The 18,312-nt window shown below is 70.0% G+C and carries 22 protein-coding genes and 2 pseudogenes; 10 read left to right on the top strand and 14 right to left on the bottom strand.

The window, feature by feature from the left end:
- Positions 1 to 17 precede the first annotated feature (17 nt).
- The 4 genes from LRS04_RS12505 to LRS04_RS27910 form a co-directional block, all read right to left on the bottom strand.
- Positions 18 to 1,169 carry a UdgX family uracil-DNA binding protein gene (locus LRS04_RS12505; RefSeq protein ID WP_308238133.1) on the bottom strand — a complete coding sequence of 384 codons (1,152 nt, stop codon included), beginning with the start codon at positions 1,167 to 1,169 and terminating at the stop codon, positions 18 to 20.
- Entirely contained in the window at positions 1,112 to 1,453 is a 342-nt protein-coding gene (locus LRS04_RS26875) for a hypothetical protein (RefSeq protein ID WP_308238132.1), read from the bottom strand. Before LRS04_RS26875 ends, LRS04_RS12505 begins: the two co-directional genes overlap by 58 nt.
- Positions 1,453 to 1,704 (bottom strand): hypothetical protein, encoded by a 252-nt coding sequence (locus LRS04_RS27915; RefSeq protein WP_257816652.1) that lies wholly within the window; start codon positions 1,702 to 1,704, stop codon positions 1,453 to 1,455. The genes LRS04_RS26875 and LRS04_RS27915 overlap by 1 nt, the downstream gene beginning before the upstream one ends.
- 236 nt (positions 1,705 to 1,940) lie before the next feature.
- The gene (locus LRS04_RS27910) at positions 1,941 to 2,678 is read right to left on the bottom strand and encodes a putative DNA modification/repair radical SAM protein (RefSeq protein WP_257816651.1); all 738 of its coding nucleotides are present in this window, start codon (positions 2,676 to 2,678) and stop codon (positions 1,941 to 1,943) included.
- 80 nt (positions 2,679 to 2,758) lie between these two features.
- Here LRS04_RS27910 and LRS04_RS12490 point away from each other — a divergent pair, with 80 nt between their 5' ends.
- The 5 genes from LRS04_RS12490 to LRS04_RS12470 all read left to right on the top strand — a co-directional run bounded on the left by LRS04_RS12490 (position 2,759) and on the right by LRS04_RS12470 (position 5,867).
- Entirely contained in the window at positions 2,759 to 3,505 is a 747-nt protein-coding gene (locus LRS04_RS12490) for a transglutaminase family protein (RefSeq protein ID WP_257816650.1), read from the top strand.
- An 11-nt stretch (positions 3,506 to 3,516) separates the two neighbouring features.
- Entirely contained in the window at positions 3,517 to 3,639 is a 123-nt protein-coding gene (locus tag LRS04_RS12485) for a hypothetical protein (protein WP_257816649.1), read from the top strand.
- A 48-nt stretch (positions 3,640 to 3,687) separates the two neighbouring features.
- Positions 3,688 to 3,840, top strand: a complete 153-nt coding sequence (locus LRS04_RS12480) for a hypothetical protein (RefSeq protein WP_257816648.1) — start codon at positions 3,688 to 3,690, stop codon at positions 3,838 to 3,840.
- A gap of 114 nt (positions 3,841 to 3,954) precedes the next feature.
- Entirely contained in the window at positions 3,955 to 5,337 is a 1,383-nt protein-coding gene (locus LRS04_RS12475; RefSeq protein ID WP_257816647.1) for an MFS transporter, read from the top strand.
- Positions 5,338 to 5,417: 80 nt separating this feature from the next.
- Entirely contained in the window at positions 5,418 to 5,867 is a 450-nt protein-coding gene (locus tag LRS04_RS12470) for a VOC family protein (protein WP_257816646.1), read from the top strand.
- Between the two features lie 6 nt (positions 5,868 to 5,873).
- Here the strand turns inward: LRS04_RS12470 and LRS04_RS12465 are convergent.
- The 7 genes and pseudogenes from LRS04_RS12465 to pcaF all read right to left on the bottom strand — a co-directional run bounded on the left by LRS04_RS12465 (position 5,874) and on the right by pcaF (position 11,948).
- Positions 5,874 to 6,951 (bottom strand): annotated as a pseudogene (locus LRS04_RS12465) (Glu/Leu/Phe/Val dehydrogenase dimerization domain-containing protein).
- A 62-nt stretch (positions 6,952 to 7,013) separates the two neighbouring features.
- Positions 7,014 to 8,039, bottom strand: a complete 1,026-nt coding sequence (locus LRS04_RS12460) for an alpha/beta hydrolase (protein ID WP_257816645.1) — start codon at positions 8,037 to 8,039, stop codon at positions 7,014 to 7,016.
- Positions 8,040 to 8,099: 60 nt separating this feature from the next.
- On the bottom strand, positions 8,100 to 8,756 hold the full coding sequence (locus LRS04_RS12455; protein WP_257816644.1) for a glutathione S-transferase family protein: 657 nt from the start codon (positions 8,754 to 8,756) through the stop codon (positions 8,100 to 8,102).
- On the bottom strand, positions 8,753 to 9,022 hold the full coding sequence (locus tag LRS04_RS12450; RefSeq protein ID WP_257816643.1) for a DUF3253 domain-containing protein: 270 nt from the start codon (positions 9,020 to 9,022) through the stop codon (positions 8,753 to 8,755). The genes LRS04_RS12455 and LRS04_RS12450 overlap by 4 nt, the downstream gene beginning before the upstream one ends.
- The gene (locus LRS04_RS12445) at positions 9,022 to 10,170 is read right to left on the bottom strand and encodes an acyl-CoA dehydrogenase family protein (protein WP_257816642.1); all 1,149 of its coding nucleotides are present in this window, start codon (positions 10,168 to 10,170) and stop codon (positions 9,022 to 9,024) included. The genes LRS04_RS12450 and LRS04_RS12445 overlap by 1 nt, the downstream gene beginning before the upstream one ends.
- A gap of 15 nt (positions 10,171 to 10,185) precedes the next feature.
- Positions 10,186 to 10,737: a hypothetical protein gene (locus LRS04_RS12440; protein WP_257816641.1), complete on the bottom strand. Its 552-nt coding sequence runs from the start codon at positions 10,735 to 10,737 to the stop codon at positions 10,186 to 10,188.
- A gap of 2 nt (positions 10,738 to 10,739) precedes the next feature.
- Positions 10,740 to 11,948: a 3-oxoadipyl-CoA thiolase gene (gene pcaF / locus LRS04_RS12435; RefSeq protein ID WP_257816640.1), complete on the bottom strand. Its 1,209-nt coding sequence runs from the start codon at positions 11,946 to 11,948 to the stop codon at positions 10,740 to 10,742.
- 91 nt (positions 11,949 to 12,039) lie between these two features.
- Here pcaF and LRS04_RS12430 point away from each other — a divergent pair, with 91 nt between their 5' ends.
- The 4 genes from LRS04_RS12430 (at position 12,040) to wrbA (ending at position 14,065) form a co-directional block, all read left to right on the top strand.
- Positions 12,040 to 12,513, top strand: coding sequence for a PaaI family thioesterase (locus tag LRS04_RS12430; RefSeq protein WP_257816639.1), 474 nt, complete (start codon positions 12,040 to 12,042; stop codon positions 12,511 to 12,513).
- Positions 12,514 to 12,565: 52 nt separating this feature from the next.
- Entirely contained in the window at positions 12,566 to 13,012 is a 447-nt protein-coding gene (locus LRS04_RS12425; protein WP_374577182.1) for a GNAT family N-acetyltransferase, read from the top strand.
- On the top strand, positions 13,009 to 13,383 hold the full coding sequence (locus LRS04_RS12420; RefSeq protein WP_257816637.1) for a GFA family protein: 375 nt from the start codon (positions 13,009 to 13,011) through the stop codon (positions 13,381 to 13,383). Before LRS04_RS12425 ends, LRS04_RS12420 begins: the two co-directional genes overlap by 4 nt.
- Before the next feature lie 79 nt (positions 13,384 to 13,462).
- Positions 13,463 to 14,065: an NAD(P)H:quinone oxidoreductase gene (gene wrbA / locus LRS04_RS12415; protein ID WP_257816636.1), complete on the top strand. Its 603-nt coding sequence runs from the start codon at positions 13,463 to 13,465 to the stop codon at positions 14,063 to 14,065.
- Here wrbA and LRS04_RS12410 read toward each other — a convergent pair.
- The 3 genes and pseudogenes from LRS04_RS12410 to LRS04_RS12400 all read right to left on the bottom strand — a co-directional run bounded on the left by LRS04_RS12410 (position 14,062) and on the right by LRS04_RS12400 (position 16,616).
- A complete protein-coding gene (locus LRS04_RS12410; RefSeq protein ID WP_257816635.1) occupies positions 14,062 to 14,694 on the bottom strand; it encodes a glutathione S-transferase family protein in 633 nt (210 codons plus the stop codon). The two genes, wrbA and LRS04_RS12410, sit on opposite strands and share 4 nt — an antisense overlap.
- 62 nt (positions 14,695 to 14,756) lie before the next feature.
- Positions 14,757 to 16,036 (bottom strand): annotated as a pseudogene (locus LRS04_RS12405) (NupC/NupG family nucleoside CNT transporter).
- A gap of 97 nt (positions 16,037 to 16,133) precedes the next feature.
- Positions 16,134 to 16,616 (bottom strand): MarR family winged helix-turn-helix transcriptional regulator, encoded by a 483-nt coding sequence (locus LRS04_RS12400; RefSeq protein WP_257816634.1) that lies wholly within the window; start codon positions 16,614 to 16,616, stop codon positions 16,134 to 16,136.
- Between the two features lie 171 nt (positions 16,617 to 16,787).
- On the opposite strand from LRS04_RS12400, the gene LRS04_RS12395 reads away from it, so the two are divergent.
- Positions 16,788 to 18,308 (top strand): PAS domain-containing methyl-accepting chemotaxis protein, encoded by a 1,521-nt coding sequence (locus LRS04_RS12395; RefSeq protein ID WP_257816633.1) that lies wholly within the window; start codon positions 16,788 to 16,790, stop codon positions 18,306 to 18,308.
- Positions 18,309 to 18,312: the final 4 nt, after the last annotated feature.

The raw sequence follows: 18,312 nt of genomic DNA, 5'->3' as shown, positions 1-18,312 counted from the left end.
TTCGCCACCACCGCGGCTCACGCCGCCGCCACCAGGTCCCAGGCGAAGCGGAGGTCCTCGACGAACATCCGGTAGCCCTTGGCCTTGGCCTCCGCATCGGGGACGCGCAGCAGGTAGCTAGGGTGGTAGGTCACCACGCCCTGCGCCTGGTCCGGGAGCTGGATCGCCTGCTGGCGGAACTTGGCGATCGGCATCGACTTGCCGAACACCGCAAGCGTCGCCGAGCCGCCCAGCGCCACGATCACCCGGGGCCGCACGATGCGGCGCTCGTTGTCGAGCCACCACCGGCAGGCGGCGATCTCGCCGGCGTCGGGGTTCTTGTGGATACGCCGCTTGCCGCGCAGCTCGTGCTTGAAGTGCTTCACGGCGTTGGTGACGAAGGTCTCGGCGCGCGGCACGCCGGCCTCGGCCAGCGCCCGGTCCAGCATCTGGCCCGCCGGGCCCACGAAGGGCTTCCCGGCCAGGTCCTCCTGGTCGCCCGGCTGCTCGCCCACGAACATCAGCTTCGCCTTGGCCGGGCCCTCGCCCGCCACCCCTTGCGTCCCGCACCGCCAGAGGTCGCAGCGGCGGCAGGCCTGGACGCCCGCCCAGACCTCCTCGATCGAGGTGGGCGCCTGGCCATCGAAGGGCGCGTCGCGGCTGAGCCGCTGGGCGGCCTTCAGGGCGCGCTTCCCGGGTTCGGTGGGGGCTTGGGCGACCATGGCTTCCGTCTGGGCCTCGGCGCGGGCGATCAGCTCCGGAATGAGCCGGGCTTCCGGCAGGTTCCGCCAGTAGCGCTTCGGCATCTCCTTCTGCATCTGGGCGGTGTTCAGCCGGGCCGGGTTGAAGATCGAGGCGTAGTAGGTCCGCCAGTAATCCTCCAGCGCGTCCTCCGCCGGCGCGTCGGCCGGGTCCGCGCCGGGCGTGAAGGCCAGCCGCTTCAGGTCCCAGTGCGCGCAGAGGTCGGGCGTCAGGATCGAGAAACGCATGTTGGTGAACCGCCGGGCGAAGAAGGGCGCGGTCATCTCCACCACCCGGTGCGCCGGCTCGAACCAGGCGACATAGATCTCGCCGTCGGCGTCCTCCACCTGCCGGAAGCGGACGAAGGCCTTCATCTTGTGGGCGGCGAGGCTCACCTGCTTGGCGAAGCCCCGGGCCTGGGCGACGTCGGGGTCGGACGCGATGCGCAAAGGTTCGGCTCGCCCTGCAGCCGCCAGAGCAGCCGGTAGAGCAGGGCGAAGCGCTCGTCCGAGCGATGCAGGATCACGGTGTCGGCGAGCTCCAGGAACTCCCGGGGCACGGTGAAGGCCGGCGCGCCGGGTCCCGGCGCGGGCGCCGCCTCGCCGAACAGGTCGCCGGCGCCGTCCACCGTCCAGAGGGCGTCGGCGGGCGCGACGCCCCGGGCGCGCAGGCCACGCGCCGCGTCGCGCCAGCCGGCGAAGTCGGTCTCGGAGGCGAGGCGGACGACCTGCATCAGAAGAGGCTCATCTGCCTCGGCGGCGGGGCGAGCCGCTCGCGCAGGTCCGCCCGGTCGGTCAGGGCGCCCGGCCGCCAGTCGTCGGTGACGATGAAGGGCTTCAGCTTCTCGATGCCGCGTGAGAGGCGGCGCACATCCTCGAGCGTGAGGGCCTTGAAGCGCCGTACGTCGAGCAGCCGGTCCACCGCCTTCACGCCGAGGCCCGGCACGCGGAGGAGGCGTTCGCGGTCCGCGGTGTTGACGTCCACCGGGAACTCGCCGCGGTTCTTCAGCGCCCAGGCGAGCTTGGGGTCGATGGCGAGGTCGAGGTCCTCCCCCTCCCCCGATGATCTCGGCCCGCTCGAAGCCGTAGAAGCGCATCAGCCAGTCGGCCTGGTAGAGCCGGTGCTCGCGGACCAGCGGCGGGGTCTTGAGGGGCAGCTTCGCCGTGGAGTCCGGGATCGGCGAGAAGGCGGAGTAGTAGACCCGCCGGAGACGATAGGCGCTAGAGCATCTCGCTGCGCTTCAGGATCTCCCCGTCGGAGGCCGCGTCGGCGCCGACGATCATCTGGGTGGACTGGCCGGCCGGGGCGAACTTCGGCGGCTTCGCCTTCGACGCCTTGTCCTTCGTGGCGTCGACGCCCAGGCGGACCGCGCCCATGGCCTTCTTGATCCCGGTCGCATCCTTCTCGGGCGCGAGCCGCTCCAGGCTCTCGTCCTTCGGCAGCTCGATGTTGATGGAGACCCGGTCGGCATAGAGAGCCGCCTCGTTCACCAGCGCCGGCGAGGCCTCCGGGATCACTTTCAGGTGGATGTAGCCGCGGAAATCGTGGACCTCGCGCAGGGTCTTCGCCACCCGGACCAGGGCCTCCATGGTGTAGTCGGGGCTGCGGATGATGCCGGACGAGAGGAACAGGCCCTCGATGTAGTTGCGCCGGTAAAAGCCCAGCGTCAGGTCGACCACCTCCTCCACCGAGAACCGCGCCCGTGTCACGTTCGAGCTGACCCTATTCACGCAGTAGGCGCAGTCGTAGACGCAGAAGTTGGTCAGCAGGATCTTGAGCAGGCTGATGCAGCGGCCGTCGGGCGCATAGGCGTGGCAGATGCCCATGCCCTCGGTGGAGCCTATCCCCTTTCCGCCCAGCGAGTTGCGCTTCGACGCGCCGGACGAGGCGCATGAGGCGTCGTACTTCGCCGCATCGGAGAGGATGGCCAGCTTCTGCTTGAGATCGAGGACCGCCATGCCCCGGTTCTAGTGTTCGCGTTCTGTTCTGTCCACTGCGACGGAATGGAACCCGCGGCAGACCCAACGGTTCCGCCTACATGGCCGTCCTCTCGATCCGTCACGAGACGCTCTACACCTACGAGCGTCCCGTCAGGTTCGCCGCCCACCGTCTGCTGGTGCGGCCGCGCGACAGCCATGCGATCCGGGTGGCCCGCGCCGTGCTCACCGTCTCGCCGCCCGGCGAGGTGCGCTGGATGTACGACGCGCTCGGCAATTCGGTCTGCTGCTTCACGCCCCGGGGCGAGAGCACCGCGCTGTCGATCGTCAGCGAGCTCAGCATCCAGCGCTATCCCGCGCCGCTCGACGGCGTGCGGATCGCCGACCCGCAGACCGCCACGCCGATCGTCTATACGCCGCCCGACCGCGCGGTGCTGTCGCCCTTCGTCGAGCCGGTGACCGAGGATCCGGGCGGCCACCTGCTGAAGTGGCTGCGCGCCCGGCTCGGCAGCCCGCAGGAGCCGGCGCTCGACTTCCTGCTGCGGCTCAACCAGGCCATCCACGACGAGTTCGACTACCAGGCGCGCGATCTCGGGGCGGCCCAGGCTCCCAGCCATACGGTGCAGCTCGGCGCAGGCACCTGCCGCGACTTCGCCTGGCTGATGGTGGAGGCCCTTCGACGGCTCGGCTACGCCGCCCGCTTCGTGACCGGCTACCTCTATTCCCCGGCCCAGTCGAAGGTCCGCGGGGCGGGCGCGACCCACGCCTGGTGCGAGGTCTTCCTGCCGGAGCTCGGCTGGACCGAGTTCGACCCGACCAACGCGCGCTCGCGGAGAGCCCCGACCTGATCCCGGTGGCCGTGGCCCGCACCCCGGCCGAGGCCACGCCGGTCGCCGGATCGATCTTCGGCGATCCCGGCGAGACCAAGCTCACTGTTCACGTGGATGTGCGTCCCTCGGCGTCGCTTCCCGCGGCGGCCTGAGCGAGAGTGAGACGAAGCCTGGGGCACACCGGGCAGGGAGAGTGACGCATGACCCACCGCTTCGAACAGCAGGACCCTATGAAGGGGTTCACCATTCCCAAGTCGGCCGCCTCGCCGCAGCACGGCCAGAAGCCGGACAAGGACGCCAAGCCCGCCAAGGTCCGCGAGCCGCGAAGCTTCGAGCCGAAGCCCGGCCGGTGATCCGCCGGCTTCGCATATCGCCGTCCCAAGGACTCTGTTAGACCGGTCGCATTGATTTGAAACTTTCTTGAGGGAGCCGCGGGACGGCCGACCGGCGCGCGCGGCGATTTCGATTTGGACGCCAAGGCTGATGCGCCGGACGCCTCGCCCCCGGATTCCGATATCCCGGGCGAGGGCGACCTCGCGGCCCGTGAGGCCGCCTACGAGAAGTTCGTCTGGGACAACCTGAGGCGGAACTACGCCGGCCACTACCTGCACGGCATGCTGGGGATGACCGGCTTCCGCCTGGTCAACGCCCCCACCTTCCTGCCGGCCTACCTGTTCGCGATCTCCGGCTCCAACGCCATCGTCGGCCTCGGCCTGGCGCTGCAGCAGGTCGGCGGGGTGATCGCGCCGATCTTCGGCGCCACCCGCATCGAGCACCGCAAGAAGGTGATGCCGGCCGCGATCTGGATGGGCGGCCTGGCGCGGCTCGCCATCCTGGGCATCGCGCTCGCCGGCTGGTTCCTGCCCAACGACCCGATCCAGTTCAGCCTCGGCGTGCTCGGCGACTGGATCACCCGGCCCCGGGTCGTCGCCATCCTCGGCTTCATGCTGATGTTCGGCCTGTTCATGGGGGCCCAGCGAGTGGTGTTCAGCCTGCTGATGGCCAAGGTCATCCCGATCAGCCGGCGCGGCCGCCTGCAGGCCTGGCGCAACGCCACGGGCGGGCTGATCGCCGCCCTCCTCGCCTATTTCGCTGGCCGCTGGTTCATCGACGAGAACGTGCTCGGCAACGGCTATTCGACCACCTTCGTCTTCGCCTTCTTCCTGACGACGGCCGGCCTCTGGGCGCTTCAACTCCTGATGAAGGAGCCCGAGCCGCCGACCACCCGCGAGCAGGGCCGGTTCCGCGAGCGCATCCGCGACTTCCCGCGCCTGCTCAAGCAGGACCGCAGCTACGCCTGCTTCGTGCTGACCCAGATGCTGGCCACCTCGGCGCGGATCGCCACGCCGTTCTACATCATCTTCGTGGGCTCGAAGGTCGGGCTGGACGGCAAGACGCTGGGGCTGCTGTCGCTGGCCTTCCTGGGGGCGGACACGGTGTCCAACCTCGTCTGGGGCTACCTGGGCGACAAGACGGGCTTCCGGCTGGTCCTGCTGGTCTCGCTGCTGGCCTGGATCGCGGCCACCGTCCTGCTGATGAGCGTCCACGACATGCCGGCGATCTTCGTGGCCTTCTGCGCGCTCGGCGCGGCCCAGTCCGGCTACATGATGGCGGCCCAGACCATGATCCTGGAGTTCGGCGACCGCGACGAGTTGCCCATGCGGATCGCCGTCTCCGCCACCGCCGAGAGCATCACCGCCACGGCCGGCCCGCTGGCCGGCGGCCTGATGGCCGAGGCGCTGGGCTACCACGCGGTGTTCGGCGTCTCCCTGGGCTTCCTGGCGGTCGCGCTCGTGCTGCTGATCGTGGCGGTGAAGGAGCCGCGGACGGCCAGGCTGCAGGCGCTCTAGAAATTTCTTCAGGCGAGTCGGCGTCGGTCCAGGCTCGCCGTCCTTCGGGCATACCGCCGCTCGAGGACAAGGAGCCAGCTATGCGGATGATCTTCGTGAACCTGCCCGTGAAGGACCTGGAGGCGTCCAAGCGCTTCTTCAACGCGCTGGGCTTCCCGACCAACCAACAGTTCACCGACGACACGGCCGCGGCCATCGTCATCGAGGAGAACATCAGCGTAATGCTCCTCACCCACGCCAAGTTCGCGGAGTTCATCAACGGCGGGATCGCCGACGCCTCGCAGGGCGTGAGCAAGCTCATGTGCCTGTCGGCCGCGAGCCGCGAGGAGGTCGACGACCTGCTGGCCAAGGCGGTGGCGAACGGAGGCAAGGCCTACCGGCCGGCCATGGACTACGGCCAGATGTACGGCGTCAGCTTCCAGGACCCCGACGGCCACGTCTGGGAGGTCATGTGGATGGACCCCGCGATGATCGACCAGGCCGAGATCAAACGCACCGCCGAGGCGCTGAAGCAGGCCGAGCCGGCGTAGGCGGCCCTAAGCCGCCGCCCGCTTCTCCGCGGCGCCGGCGATGCGGGCGCGGGCGATCTCGTTGGCCACCTCGTGGGTGGGCCGGTTTTCCTGGCGGGACCGGTCCATCACCTCTTCCAGGGTGAGCATCAGGCGCGAGAGCTTGCCCTCGACCCATTCGGGATCGAACGCCTCGCCGCGGTCCAGAGCGCGGATCTCGCCGGCCACGTTGATGATCCCGCCACCGTTGATCACATAGTCCGGCGCGTAGAGGCGGCCCCTGCCGGAAGAGCTCGCGGCCGATCTCCGGCGTGGCGAGCTGGTTGTTCGCGCCGCCGGCGATCACCCTGGCGGAGATGCGCGGCAGGGTGTCCTCGTTGATCGCTCCGCCCAGCGCGCAGGGGGCGAAGACGTCGCACTTGGCGTCGAAGATCGCCGCCGGCGTGGTGACCTGGGCGCCGGTGCGGCCGGCGACCTCGCGCACGGCGGCCTCGTTGACGTCGGCGATGACCAGCTTCGCGCCGGCGGCGTGCAGCTTGTCGGCCAGGTAGGCGCCCACATGGCCCACGCCCTGGATGGCGACGGTGACGCCGTCGAGGTCGCGGTTCAGGCCGCGGCGGACGCAGAGCTGGATGCCCCGGAACACGCCCTCGGCGGTCACCGGCGACGGGTCGCCCGAGGCGGCGTCGTGGCCTTCCAGGCCGGCCACGTAGCGGGTGTGCTTGCGGGCGTGCATCAGGTCGGCGGGCGAGACGCCCACGTCCTCGGCGGTCCAGTACCGGCCGCCGACCGCCTCGACCGCGCGGCCGAAGGCCTCGAACAGGGCCGGGGTCTTCTGGGTCTTGCTGTCGCCGATGATCACCGCCTTGCCGCCGCCCAGCTCCAGGTCGGCCATGGCGTTCTTGTAGGACATGGCGCGGCTCAGGCGCAGCGCGTCCTCCAGCGCCAGCTCGGCGCTGGCGTAGGGCCACATGCGGCAGCCGCCGGCGGCGGGTCCCCGGGCCGTGGAATGCACGGCGATGATGGTCTTGAGGCCGGTTCTTTCGTCCGAGAACGCGTGGACGCCTTCATGGCCCTCGAAGGCCGGGGAATCGAACAAGGTCATGCCGCTCTGACCACCTCTATCGGGAAGGAATTGACCCTGCCTCTACGCTCCTGGGCGTCGCATCACAACCCCGCGGCGCGCTGTGCCGCGGGCTGCGGCTGCGGCTGGGGCGCGCCGGGGATCGGCGGCGCGCCGGACGGGAAGGGCGCGTTCGGGTCGCGGATGAAGCTGAGGATGTCGCGCATGACCCGCGGGCCCTGCAGGTCCCGCGTCAGGAGGTGGTAGCCGTTCTCGTACCAGACCGAGCGGTCGGCGGGCCGAAGCTGCCGCGCCGCCCGCCTGTGCGCCTTCGGCGGGATGATCTGGTCGTGGCGGCCGGCGAGGTAGAGCGTCGGCGCCTGGGTCCGGCCGATCGCCTTCGCCCCGTCGTCCATCAGCCGCACGAGGCCGTAGAGGGTGTCCGACCGCGCGCCCCAGACCATCAGCGGGTCGCGGCCCATCCGGATCAGCTCCTCGCGGTTGTCGGTCGGCGTGATCCGGTCGGTCAGCCACTTGGGCGGCGTGTAAACCTTGCCGGGGGTGACATTGGCGGAGAACCACAGCGCGGTCTTGTAGGGCAGCGGCTGGACGTCCCAGCCCCAGACGCCGGGCGCCAGCAGGACGAGCCGGTCGGCGACGGGCGGCCGGTCGGAGGCGAAGGCGCGGGCCGCCACCGAGCCGCCCATGCTTTCGCCCATCACCACCAGGACGGCGTTCGGATGCCGCGCGCGCGCCAACAGCGCCACCGTCCGGAGATCCTCGACCAGCACGTCGGCGTCGGCCCAGATGCCCCGCTGCGGCGAGCGGCCGAAGCCCCGCTGGTCATAGGCATAGGTGGTGACGCCCTCCCCGGCCCAGAACGGCGCGGCCAGGTGGAAGGCGTTGGCGTAGTCGTTCATCCCATGGACAGCGACGATCACCGCCCTGGGCTCCCCCTGGGCCTCCCAGGTGGTGAGCCCGAGCCGGGCGCCGTCGAAGCTGACCACCCGGTCGCCCTCGAACCGCGCGCCCTGGAATCCGATCGGCGGCGCGCCGGCCTGCTGCACCAGCATCGGCGCGCAGGCCGTGAGGCAAAGGGCGGCGAAGAGGACGGCGAGATGGCGCAGCATGGGTCGAGGATCGGCGAGACCCTAGGGTTCGGATAGGGCGTAACTTCGACGCAGAACGCGTCAGGCGGGTTCCTTCGGCTTCACCATCGCCCGCTCCTGCTCCAGGAGCTTGGCGAACGACGGGCGCGCCGTGATCGCCTGGATGTAGCCGTAGGCCTTCGGGTGCGTCGTCGGGTTCACCGTGCAGTCCACATGGGCCATGGTCGCGAACGGGCTGCAGACGGCGATGTCGGCGAGCGTGAAGCGGTCCTCCACCAGGTAGCCGGACGCGGGCAGGACGCGCTCCAGGTAGTCCACCAGCTTCGGGAACTCGTTGGCCTGCGCCTCGTCGGCGGCCTTCAGGTCGCCCTCCCGGCCCATGAAGCGGGGGGCCACGAAGCGGTTGAAGAACACCTTGCCGCCGCAGGCCGCGACCAGGGTGTCGCCGAACTCCTCGTACCAGATGGTCTTGGCCCGGGCCTTGGCCTCGGTGGGGATCAGGTTGGGCTCGGGCTTGATGGCGTCGAGGTAGGTCACGATCGCCGTGGAGTCGGCCAGGCTGAAGTCGCCGTCGACCATCGCCGGGATCTTGCCGAACGGGCTCGCCTTGCGGAACTCCGGCGGGGCCATGGCGCCGAAGGCCGCCACCAGCTCGAAGTCGATCCCCTTCTCGATGGCGAAGACCACCGTCTTGCGGACGAAGGGCGACAGCGTGCCGCCGTAGATCTTGATGGTCATTGGCCTTCTCCCTGCGCGTCGTCGGCCTGCGGCAGGCGCATCCGCCACACGCCCTTGAACTTCTCCGGGTCCGCCGGCTTGCCGTGCCGGGTGATGACGAGCTTGCCCTGGCGGGCGAGGCCGACGGCCACCGGCTTCACCTTGCCGAGTTCGCGCCGCCAGCCGGCCGGGTCGACCGCCTTGGCCACGTCCTCGGGCGAGACCGACTTGCCGGGCGCGAGCGCGCCCAGGAGGTCGAAGATCGCCTGTTCGACCTGGGCCGACATCAGCCGCCCCGCTTCAGGGTTTCGCGGGCGATGATCACCTGCTGGATCTGGCTGGTGCCCTCGTAGATCCGGAAGATCCGCACGTCGCGGTAGAAGCGCTCGATGCCGTAGTCGGCGATGTAGCCGGCGCCCCCGAAGATCTGCACGGCGCGGTCGGCGACCCGGCCGACCATCTCGGACGCGAAATACTTGGCGGCCGCGGCCTCCATGGTGACGCTCTGGCCCGCGTCGCGCTTGCGGGCGGTCTCCATCGTCAGCGCCTTGGCGGCCAGCGCCTCGGTCTTCGAGTCCGCGATCATCCCCTGGATGAGCTGGAAGTTCGACAGCGGCTGGCCGAACTGCTTGCGCTCCGACGCATAGGCCACGCAGTCGGCGATCAGGCGCTCTGCGACGCCGACGCAGACCGACGAGATGTGCAGCCGGCCGCGGTCCAGCACCTGCATGGCGACCTTGAAGCCCTCGCCCTCCTTGCCGATCAGGTTCTCGGCGGGGACGCGGACATTGTCGAAATAGACCTCCGAGACGTGGGCGCCCTGCTGCCCCATCTTCTTCTCGGACTTGCCGACCGTGAGGCCCGGCGAGTTCCGCTCCACCAGGAAGGCGGAGACCCCGCCGCCGCCCGGCTTCGACGGATCGGTGCGGGCCATCACCGTGAAGAGGTGGGCCTTGTTGGCGTTGGTGATGAACCGCTTGGCGCCGGAGAGCACGTAGTGGTCGCCGTCCTTCGTCGCGCGGGTCTGGACGTTGGCCGAGTCCGAACCGGCCTCCGGCTCGGTGAGCGCGAAGGAGGTGATGATCTCGCCCGACGCGATGCCGGGCAGGAACTTCTCCTTCTGGGCGTCGGTGCCGAACATCACCAGCGCCTGGCTGCCGATGCCGACGTTGGTGCCGAACGTCGAGCGGAACGCCGGGCTCGTGCGGCCGAGTTCGACGCCCACGAGGCACTCATCCTCCATGGACAGGTCGAGGCCGCCATAGGCTTCGGGGATCGACAGGCCGAAGAGGCCCAGGCCCTTCATCTCCTCGATCACCTCGTCGGGCATGGCGTCGTCCTCGGCCACCTGGGCCTCCAGCGGACGCAGCCGCTCGGTGACGAACCGGCGCACGGTGTCGATCAGCTGCTCACGGGTCTCGAGGTCGAGCGCCATCGGTATCAGTCCCCCTTACTTGCAGGTCGCGTCGTCGTTGGGCTTGGCGGTGAAGCGCGCCAGGCCCACCGCCACGATGGGCGCGGGCCAACTGTAGCTCTTCACCCCGCCCGGCGGCACCGCGCAGATGTTCACCGGCATGGGCGCCAGGTCCTTGCCCTTCAGCACCAGCACGATGGCCCGGAAGTCCAGCGGCTCGGACCGGTCGTTCCAGACCTTCAGGAAGGTGGCGCGCTTCTCGGCCGAGCCGTCCAGGGCGGCCGCCACCAGGCCTTCGCCGGGCGCGTTGAAGGTCTCGGTCGCCTTGCCCGGCGCATGGGCCTCGGCAAGCTTGCCTTCCTCCACCTTCTCCAGGAACGGCCGGCCGTTGTCGCCGATGGTGAAGACCGCCCGCTGGCCCAGCACTACCTGCAGGGTCTCGCCGTCGACCAGGGTCTTCGGCTGGAAGGAAAGCGTCTTGGCCGCCGCCTTGGCGGCCGGGGCCGCCTTGGGCGCCGTCGCGCCTTTCGGCGACGGCGTCGCGGCCTGGGCGGCGAGCGCCAGGGACAGTGTCGTCGCGACGATCATGCTCAGACCTTCGCCAGGGCCATGGCCGAGCCCTGGCCGACGCCGACGCACATGGTGGCGAGCGCGCGCTCGCCGCCGCGGACCTGCAGCGCGCGGGCCGCGGTGAGCGCCAGCCTGGCGCCCGAGGCGCCGAGGGGATGGCCGATGGCGATGGCGCCGCCATGCGGATTCACGTGCTCGGCGTCGTCGTCGAGCCCCCAGGCCCGCGTGCAGGCGAGCGCCTGGGCGGCGAAGGCCTCGTTGAGCTCGATCACGTCGAAGTCGCGGGCGGTGATGCCCAGGCGCGACGTCAGCCGACCCACGGCCGGGATGGGCCCGACCCCCATGACCCGCGGCGCGACGCCGCCTGAGGCCCCGCCCTCGATCCGGGCGATCGGTTCCAGGCCGTACTTCTTCACCGCGGCCTCGGAGGCCAGCAGGAGGGCGGCCGCGCCGTCGTTGACGCCGGACGCGTTGCCGGCCGTGACCGTGCCGTCGGGCCGGACGATAGGCTTCAGGGCCTTCAGCGCCTCCAGCGAGGTGTCGGGCCGCGGATGCTCGTCCTGGCTGACGACCACGTCGCCCTTGCGGTCCTTGATGGTGACGGGGGCGATCTCGCCCTCGAAGAAGCCGGCGGCGCGAGCCTGGCCGACCCGCTGTTGGGAGCGGTGGGCGAAGGCGTCCTGGTCGTCACGGGCGATCTGGTAGTCGGTCGCCACGTTCTCCGCCGTCTCGGGCATGGCGTCGACGCCGTACTGCTTCTTCATCTCCGGGTTCACGAACCGCCAGCCGATGGTGGTGTCGAAGATCTCGGCGTTGCGGGAGAACGCGCTGTCGGCCTTGCCCATGACGAAGGGCGAGCGGGTCATGCTCTCCACCCCGCCGGTGACCACGAGGTCAGCCTCGCCGGTGGCGATCATCCGCGCGCCGGCGATGGTGGCGTCGAGGCCGGAGGCGCACAGGCGGTTGACGGTGATGCCCGGCGTCCGCTCCGGCATGCCGGCCAGCAGCAACGCCATGCGTGCGACGTTGCGGTTGTCCTCGCCGGCCTGGTTCACGCAGCCATAGACCACCTCGTCGACCGCCTCCCAGTCGACGCTGGGCAGCCGCGCCATCAGCTCGCGCAGCGGATGGGCGGCCAGGTCGTCGGCCCGGACCTTGGCCAGCGCGCCGCCGTAGCGGCCGATCGGCGAGCGCACGCCCGTGCAGAGATAGACGGTCTGGCCTTGCATGACGGCGCTCCGGATGGTTCAGCGGGCCGGCAAACTAGTGTTTGAAACCGCGGGCGGCAAACGCTTCCGGCGTTGGCTTCGAGGAGGCGTGATGGACGGCGGCCAGGACGAGAACAACTACATCTCGAAGCTGACCCAGGTGACCGAGGGCGAGTGGGCCGGCTGGGCCTTCTATCCCGGCGGCGACCCTTACGAGGACCTGGCGGGACCGTTCTACTTCAAGGAGCGGGACGGGCAGCGGGTCTGCGCCTTCCGGGCCGAGAAGAAGCACATGAACGGCGGCATGTTCATGCACGGCGGCTGCGTCATGACCTTCGCCGACTTCTGCCTGTTCGTGATCGCCGGCGAGGCGCTGGTCGACAGCCGGGCGGTGACCGCCACCTTCAACGGCGAGTTCGTGGGCTCGGCGGCGATCGGCGACCTTGTGGAATGCACCGGAGAGGTGGTGAAGGCCGGCCGCAGCATGGTCTTCGTCCGCGGCCTGATCGTGAACGCCAGCCAGGGCGGCGAGCCGATGATGAGCTTCTCGGCGGTGCTGAAGAAGACCCGCCCACGGGTCGGCTAGCGGCGTTCCGCCGGGGAAGCTAGGCTGTCGTGGATGCAGCCCCTTTCGCCCCCTGACGCCCGACGACATCGCCGAGGTCATGCGGCTGGAGCGGCTGCCGGGCTACGATGCCTTCATAGCCCGCTTCGAGGCGGACGAGCACGCCCGCCAGTTCGCGCTTCGGACCACGCGCTACTTCGGCCAGCGCGACGGCGCCCGGCTGACCGGCTTCGCCATCCTGCAGAACCTCGACCGCCCGATGGTCCTCCTGCGCCGGATCGCCGTGGAGGCGCCCGGCGGCGGCGCGGGCACGCGGCTGCTGCGGCAGGTCATGGACTGGGTGTTCGAGCGGACCGCGGCTGACGCCCTGGAGCTCGACGTGGCGCTCGGCAACACGCGCGCCCAGGCGGTCTATGCCCGCGAGGGCTTCGAGACGCTCAGGCCGTCGGACGACGTCCACCACTTCCTGTCCATCCCCCGCGCCCGCTGGGCCAGCCTGCGAGAAGGCGCGACCCCATGACCGAGGCCGTCTGCCACTGCGGGATCGTCCGGCTGTCGGCGCCGGCGCCGGTCGAGGTGACGATCTGCAACTGCTCGATCTGCCGGCGCACCGGTGCGCGCTGGGCCTACTACGATCCGCGCGACGTGGCCCTGCCGCCGCCGGGCGTGACCCAGCCCTACGTCTGGGGCGACCGGATGCTGGCCTTCCACCGCTGCAAGGGCTGCGGCTGCCTGACCCACTGGCAGAGCCTGGACGGCAAGCTCCGCAAGATGGGCGTCAATGCCCGGATGATAGACGGCCTCGACTGGAGCGCGCTGCGGATCCGCCATTTCGACGGCGCCGAGACCTGGGCCTACATCGACAGGTTGAAGGACGGCGATCCCGGCTAGAAGAGGTCCAGTTCGACCGCAGCGCGAAACCGTACGGCGGCGCGGCGGATTGAAACTGCAGAGATCCCGGGAGATGCTCATGGCGAAGGTCCTCGTTCTCTACCACTCCACCTATGGCCACGTGGAGGCCATGGCGCAGGCCATGGCGGAGGGCGCCCGCGGCGTCGACGGGACCACCGTGGACATCAAGCGCGTGGCCGAGACCGTGCCCGAGGAACTGGCCCGCAAGTCCGGCTACAAGCTCGATCAGGAGGCGCCCATCGCGGCGGTCGATGACCTGCCGGGCTATGACGCCATCGTCGTCGGCTGCGGCACCCGCTACGGCCGGATGCCGGCCCAGATGGCGGCCTTCCTCGACCAGACCGGCGGGCTCTGGGCCAAGGGCGCGCTGAACGGCAAGGTCGGGGCGGCCTTCACCTCCACCGCCACCCAGCACGGCGGCCAGGAGACCACCCAGTTCTCGATCATCACCAACCTGCTGCATCTGGGCCTGGTGATCGTCGGCCTGCCCTACTCGTGGCAGGGGCAGATGACCCTCGACGAGATCACCGGCGGCAGCCCGTACGGCGCCTCGACCATCACCGGCGGCCAGGGCCAGCGCATGCCGAGCGACAACGAGCTGGACGGCGCCCGCTTCCAGGGCCGGCTGGTGGCCGAGACGGCGAAGAAGCTCTTCGGCTAGGCGGCCTTCTGCGGCATCCCGGCGGCTGCGGCGGGCCGGGCGCGCATGGCGTCGGCCCAGCGGTTGAGGTGGGTCAGCTCCTCCGGCGGCCTCAGCTTGATCATCCGGCCGAAGTCGATGCCGACGAAGGCGACAATGTCGGCGATGGTCAGCCGGCCGGCCGCCAGCCACTCGGCCTCGGCCAGGCGCCGGTCGAGCACCTTCAGCGCGCGCAGGCCGGCCTCCTTGTTGTACTCGCCCACCGTGGCGTTCTGGGCCTCCAGCGCCGCCATGGCCGGGTGGGAATGGCGGACCCCCAGCATGAAGGGCGTGGCGACCAGCATCTCGGCCCGGCGCATCCACATCTCGATGACCGCGGTCTCCTCCGGCGTCCGGCCGAACAGGTTCGGCTCCGGGTAACGGCTCTCCAGGTAGCGGCAGATGGCGACGCTCTCGGTGACGCAGGTCCCGTCGTCCATCTCGAGCATCGGCACGTTCGGCAGGCCGGCCTTCTCGAGGTAGCCCGGCTGTTTGTGCGTCCCCTCCATCAGGTTGAGGGTAACGATCTCGACGTCGGTGATGCCCTTCTCCGCCATGAACCAGCGCACCCGGCGGGGGTTCGGGGCGAGCGGCGTGTCGTAGAGCTTCATGGCGAGGTCCTCCCTTTCCCGTCAGAAAAGAGCACGACCGGTCACCGGTCAAGCCAGCGGGATCAGCCGAACAGCGCGCGGGGCAGCAGGCCGACCACCGAGGCGGTGAGGCAGGTGGCCAGGAAGCCCGCGAACATCGCCTTCCAGACCATGCCGACGATCTCGTTGCGCCGCTCGGGCACCAGCACGGAGTAGCCGGCGAGGTTGATGCCCACCGAGGCCACATTGGCGAAACCGCAGAGCGCATAGGTCATCAGGATGCGCGTCCGCTCCGAGACGTCGCCCACCTGGATCGAGCCCAGGTTGATGAAGGCGGTGAACTCGGTGAGCACCAGCTTCACGCCCAGCAGGGAGCCGGCCTTCAGCGCGTCCTCCCACGGCACGCCGATCGCCCAGGCGAGCGGGGCGAACAGCACGCCCAGGATGCGCTCCACCGACAGGGGGCGCCGAAGACGTCGGGGAACAGGCCCATCATGCCGTTGACCATGGCCACCAGGGCCACGAAGACGATCAGGGTGGCGGCCACGTTCAGGACGATCTGCAGGCCGTCGCCGGTGCCCTTGATCAGGGCGTCGATGGAGCTCTCGTAGCGCTTGGCCTGGGCCGGATCGAGGTCCTGCGGCTGCTCGGCGGCCGGATTGCGCGGCACGATGATCCGGGCGAGCAGGACGCCCGCGGGGGCCGAGACGATGGAGGCGGTGAGCACGTGGGCCGCCGCGTTCGGCAGCACGTCGCGCAGGATGGTCGCATAGGCCACCATGGTGGAGCCCGAGACGCAGGCCATGCCGACGGCGATCAGCATGAACAGTTCCGAGCGCGACAGGCTGGGCAGGTAGCTGCGGATGAAGATAGGGCCCTCGACCTGGCCCATGAAGATGGTGGTGGCGGTGGCGAGCGCCGGCGCGCCGCGCAGGCCCATGGTCCGCTCGAACAGGAAGCCGAAGCCCTGGGTCACCCATTTCAGGATCCGCCAGTGCCAGAGCAGGGCGGCGAGCGCGCAGACGACCAGGATCACCGGCAGCACGCGGAAGGCGAAGACGAACAGGTTCGACGGATTGACCAGTTCGTAGGGCTGGCTGGGCGTGCCGGCCAGGAAGCCGAACACGAAGGCGACGCCGGCCTGGGTGGAGTTGGCGAGGCCGTCGACCACCGTGCCCACCCCCTGCAGCGCGGCCCGGAGCCACGGCAGGCCGAACAGCGCCAGGACCAGCAGGCCCTGCAGCACAATCGCGCCGATCGCCAGCTTCCAGGGGAATCGCTTGCGGTCCTCGGACAGCGCCCAGCAGGCGAGAAGGACCACGGCGATGCCCGCCAGGCTCTGGGCGTTTTCCGGTCCGAACATGTCTCTATGCAGCCCCCGCGCCGCTCCGAGTCAGCGGCCCAAACGCGATAAAGGGCGCCAGACGGCGATCAGCGCAAGCGCAGCGCCGCAGGCGGCCTCAGACGGCGGCCAGCAGCCGCGCGTTCAGGCGCTGGAGCACACGGCGCAGCTCGGAGATCTCGTCCGGCGACAGGGGCAGGCGCCGGCCGACTTCCTGCCGCACGTGGGCCACGTCGTCGCGAAGCGCCCAGCCGCGCTCGGTGAGATCCACCCAGACCCGCCGTTCGTCCTTGCTGTCGCGGGTGCGGGCCAGCAGGCCGTCCGCCTCCATCCGCTTGACCAGCGGCGTGATCGCGCCGGTGTCCATGGCCAGAGCGCGGCGCAGGTCGCCCATGGTGCAGCGCCGATGCTCCCACATGACGAGCAGGATCAGGTACTGCGGATGGGTGAGCCCCAGCGGCTTGAGCAGCTCGCGGTAGATGCGGGTCACCTGGCTGTCGGAGATCTGCAGCGCCAGGCAGAGCTGCCGGTCCAGCTGCAGATCGGCGTAGGCCTCCCGGCTGGGCCTCGTGGCGGCTTTGGAAGCCTGCAACTCAGGCATGCTGCAGATCCCCGAACACTTACTCGTCCGAGTGCAACCTCGGCACGTGAAGATGTAGTTAATCGCAACCATGCATTTCGGATGCAATTATATCGAGTTCGATAAGTTCTTCTTTAAGGCTGTTCCCCCATAACGGCGCCATCGCGGCCGAAAAGAGCTGCGCGAAGCCAGATGAGTGGGATCAAGATGTTCAAGCTGAACCGAGGGAGCCGCGCGGCGTCTCATGACCAGATCGCCGAACTGGAATCCAAGGTGGCGGCGATCCAGCGATCGCAGGCCGTCATCGAATTCGAGCTGGATGGCACGATCATCGACGCCAACGAGAACTTCCTCGCCACCCTGGGCTACACGGCCGAGGAAGTGGTCGGGCGCCACCACAGCCTGTTCGTGGACAAAGCCTATGCCGCCGGCCCGGAGTACCGTGAGTTCTGGGCCCGGCTGAGCCGGGGCGAGTTCTTCGCCGACAAGTACCTGCGTTTCGGCAAGGACGGCCGGGAGGTCTGGATCCAGGCCACCTACAATCCGATGCTCGATCGCGACGGCAAGCCGTACAAGGTCATCAAGTTCGCCAGCGACGTCACCGCGATCGAGGTGGAGCGCGCCCGCAACGAGGCGAGCCGTCGCGAGGCCGCCGAGCGGCAGGAGCTGGCGATGAACCGGCTGGCCAGCGGGCTGTCGGGGATCTCCGAGGGCGATCTGACCGCCCGCATCGACGGCGACTTCCCGCAGGAGTACGCGCGCATCCAGACCGACTTCAACGCCGCCGTCGAGCGGCTGGCCGAGACCATGCGCGGGATCGTCGAGGCGTCGGGCAGCATCGGCGCGGCGACGGGCGAGATCAGCCAGGCGGCCGACGACCTGTCCAAGCGCACCGAGCAGCAGGCGGCCTCGCTGGAGGAGACCGCCGCGGCGCTCGACGAGATCACCGCCACGGTCCGCAAGACCGCCGAGGGCGCCAACCACGCCCGCGAGGTGGTCAACACGGCCCGCACCGACGCGGAGCGGTCCGGCGAGGTCGTCCGTGACGCCGTCGCGGCGATGACGAACATCGAGAAGTCCGCCCAGCAGATCAGCCAGATCATCGGGGTGATCGACGAGATCGCCTTCCAGACCAACCTCCTGGCGCTGAATGCGGGCGTGGAAGCCGCCCGGGCCGGGGACGCGGGTCGCGGCTTCGCGGTCGTCGCCTCGGAAGTCCGCGCTCTGGCCCAGCGCTCGGCCGACGCGGCCAAGGAGATCAAGACGCTGATCAGCACCTCGACGCAGCAGGTCGGCGAAGGCGTCGCGCTTGTGGGCCGCACGGGCGAGGCCCTGGAGCGGATCGTCGGCCAGGTGTCGGACATCACCAGCGTGGTCACCGACATCGCCGCGTCCGCCGCCGAGCAGGCTACCGGCCTGGCCGAGGTGAACACCGCGGTGAACCAGATGGACCAGGTGACCCAGCAGAACGCCGCCATGGTCGAGCAGTCCACCGCCGCGGGCCACGCCCTGGCGCAGGAGACCCATCAGCTCGGCGAGCTGATCGCCCGGTTCAAGGTGGCCGGCGTCGGCGCGCCGCAGACCGTCCGGCCGAAGGCGGCGCCCGCCGCCCCGGCCCCCTCGCGGCACGCCGAGCTCCGCCGCGCGGCGGCCGGCGGCGCGGCCCTGAAGCTGGCCCCGGCCGGTCAGGCCGACAGCTGGGAGGAGTTCTGATGGA

The organism is Phenylobacterium sp. J367 (assembly GCF_024699985.1).
In the GTDB taxonomy this organism is placed as follows: domain Bacteria; phylum Pseudomonadota; class Alphaproteobacteria; order Caulobacterales; family Caulobacteraceae; genus Phenylobacterium.
This window is presented reverse-complemented; position numbering and strand designations above follow the sequence as displayed.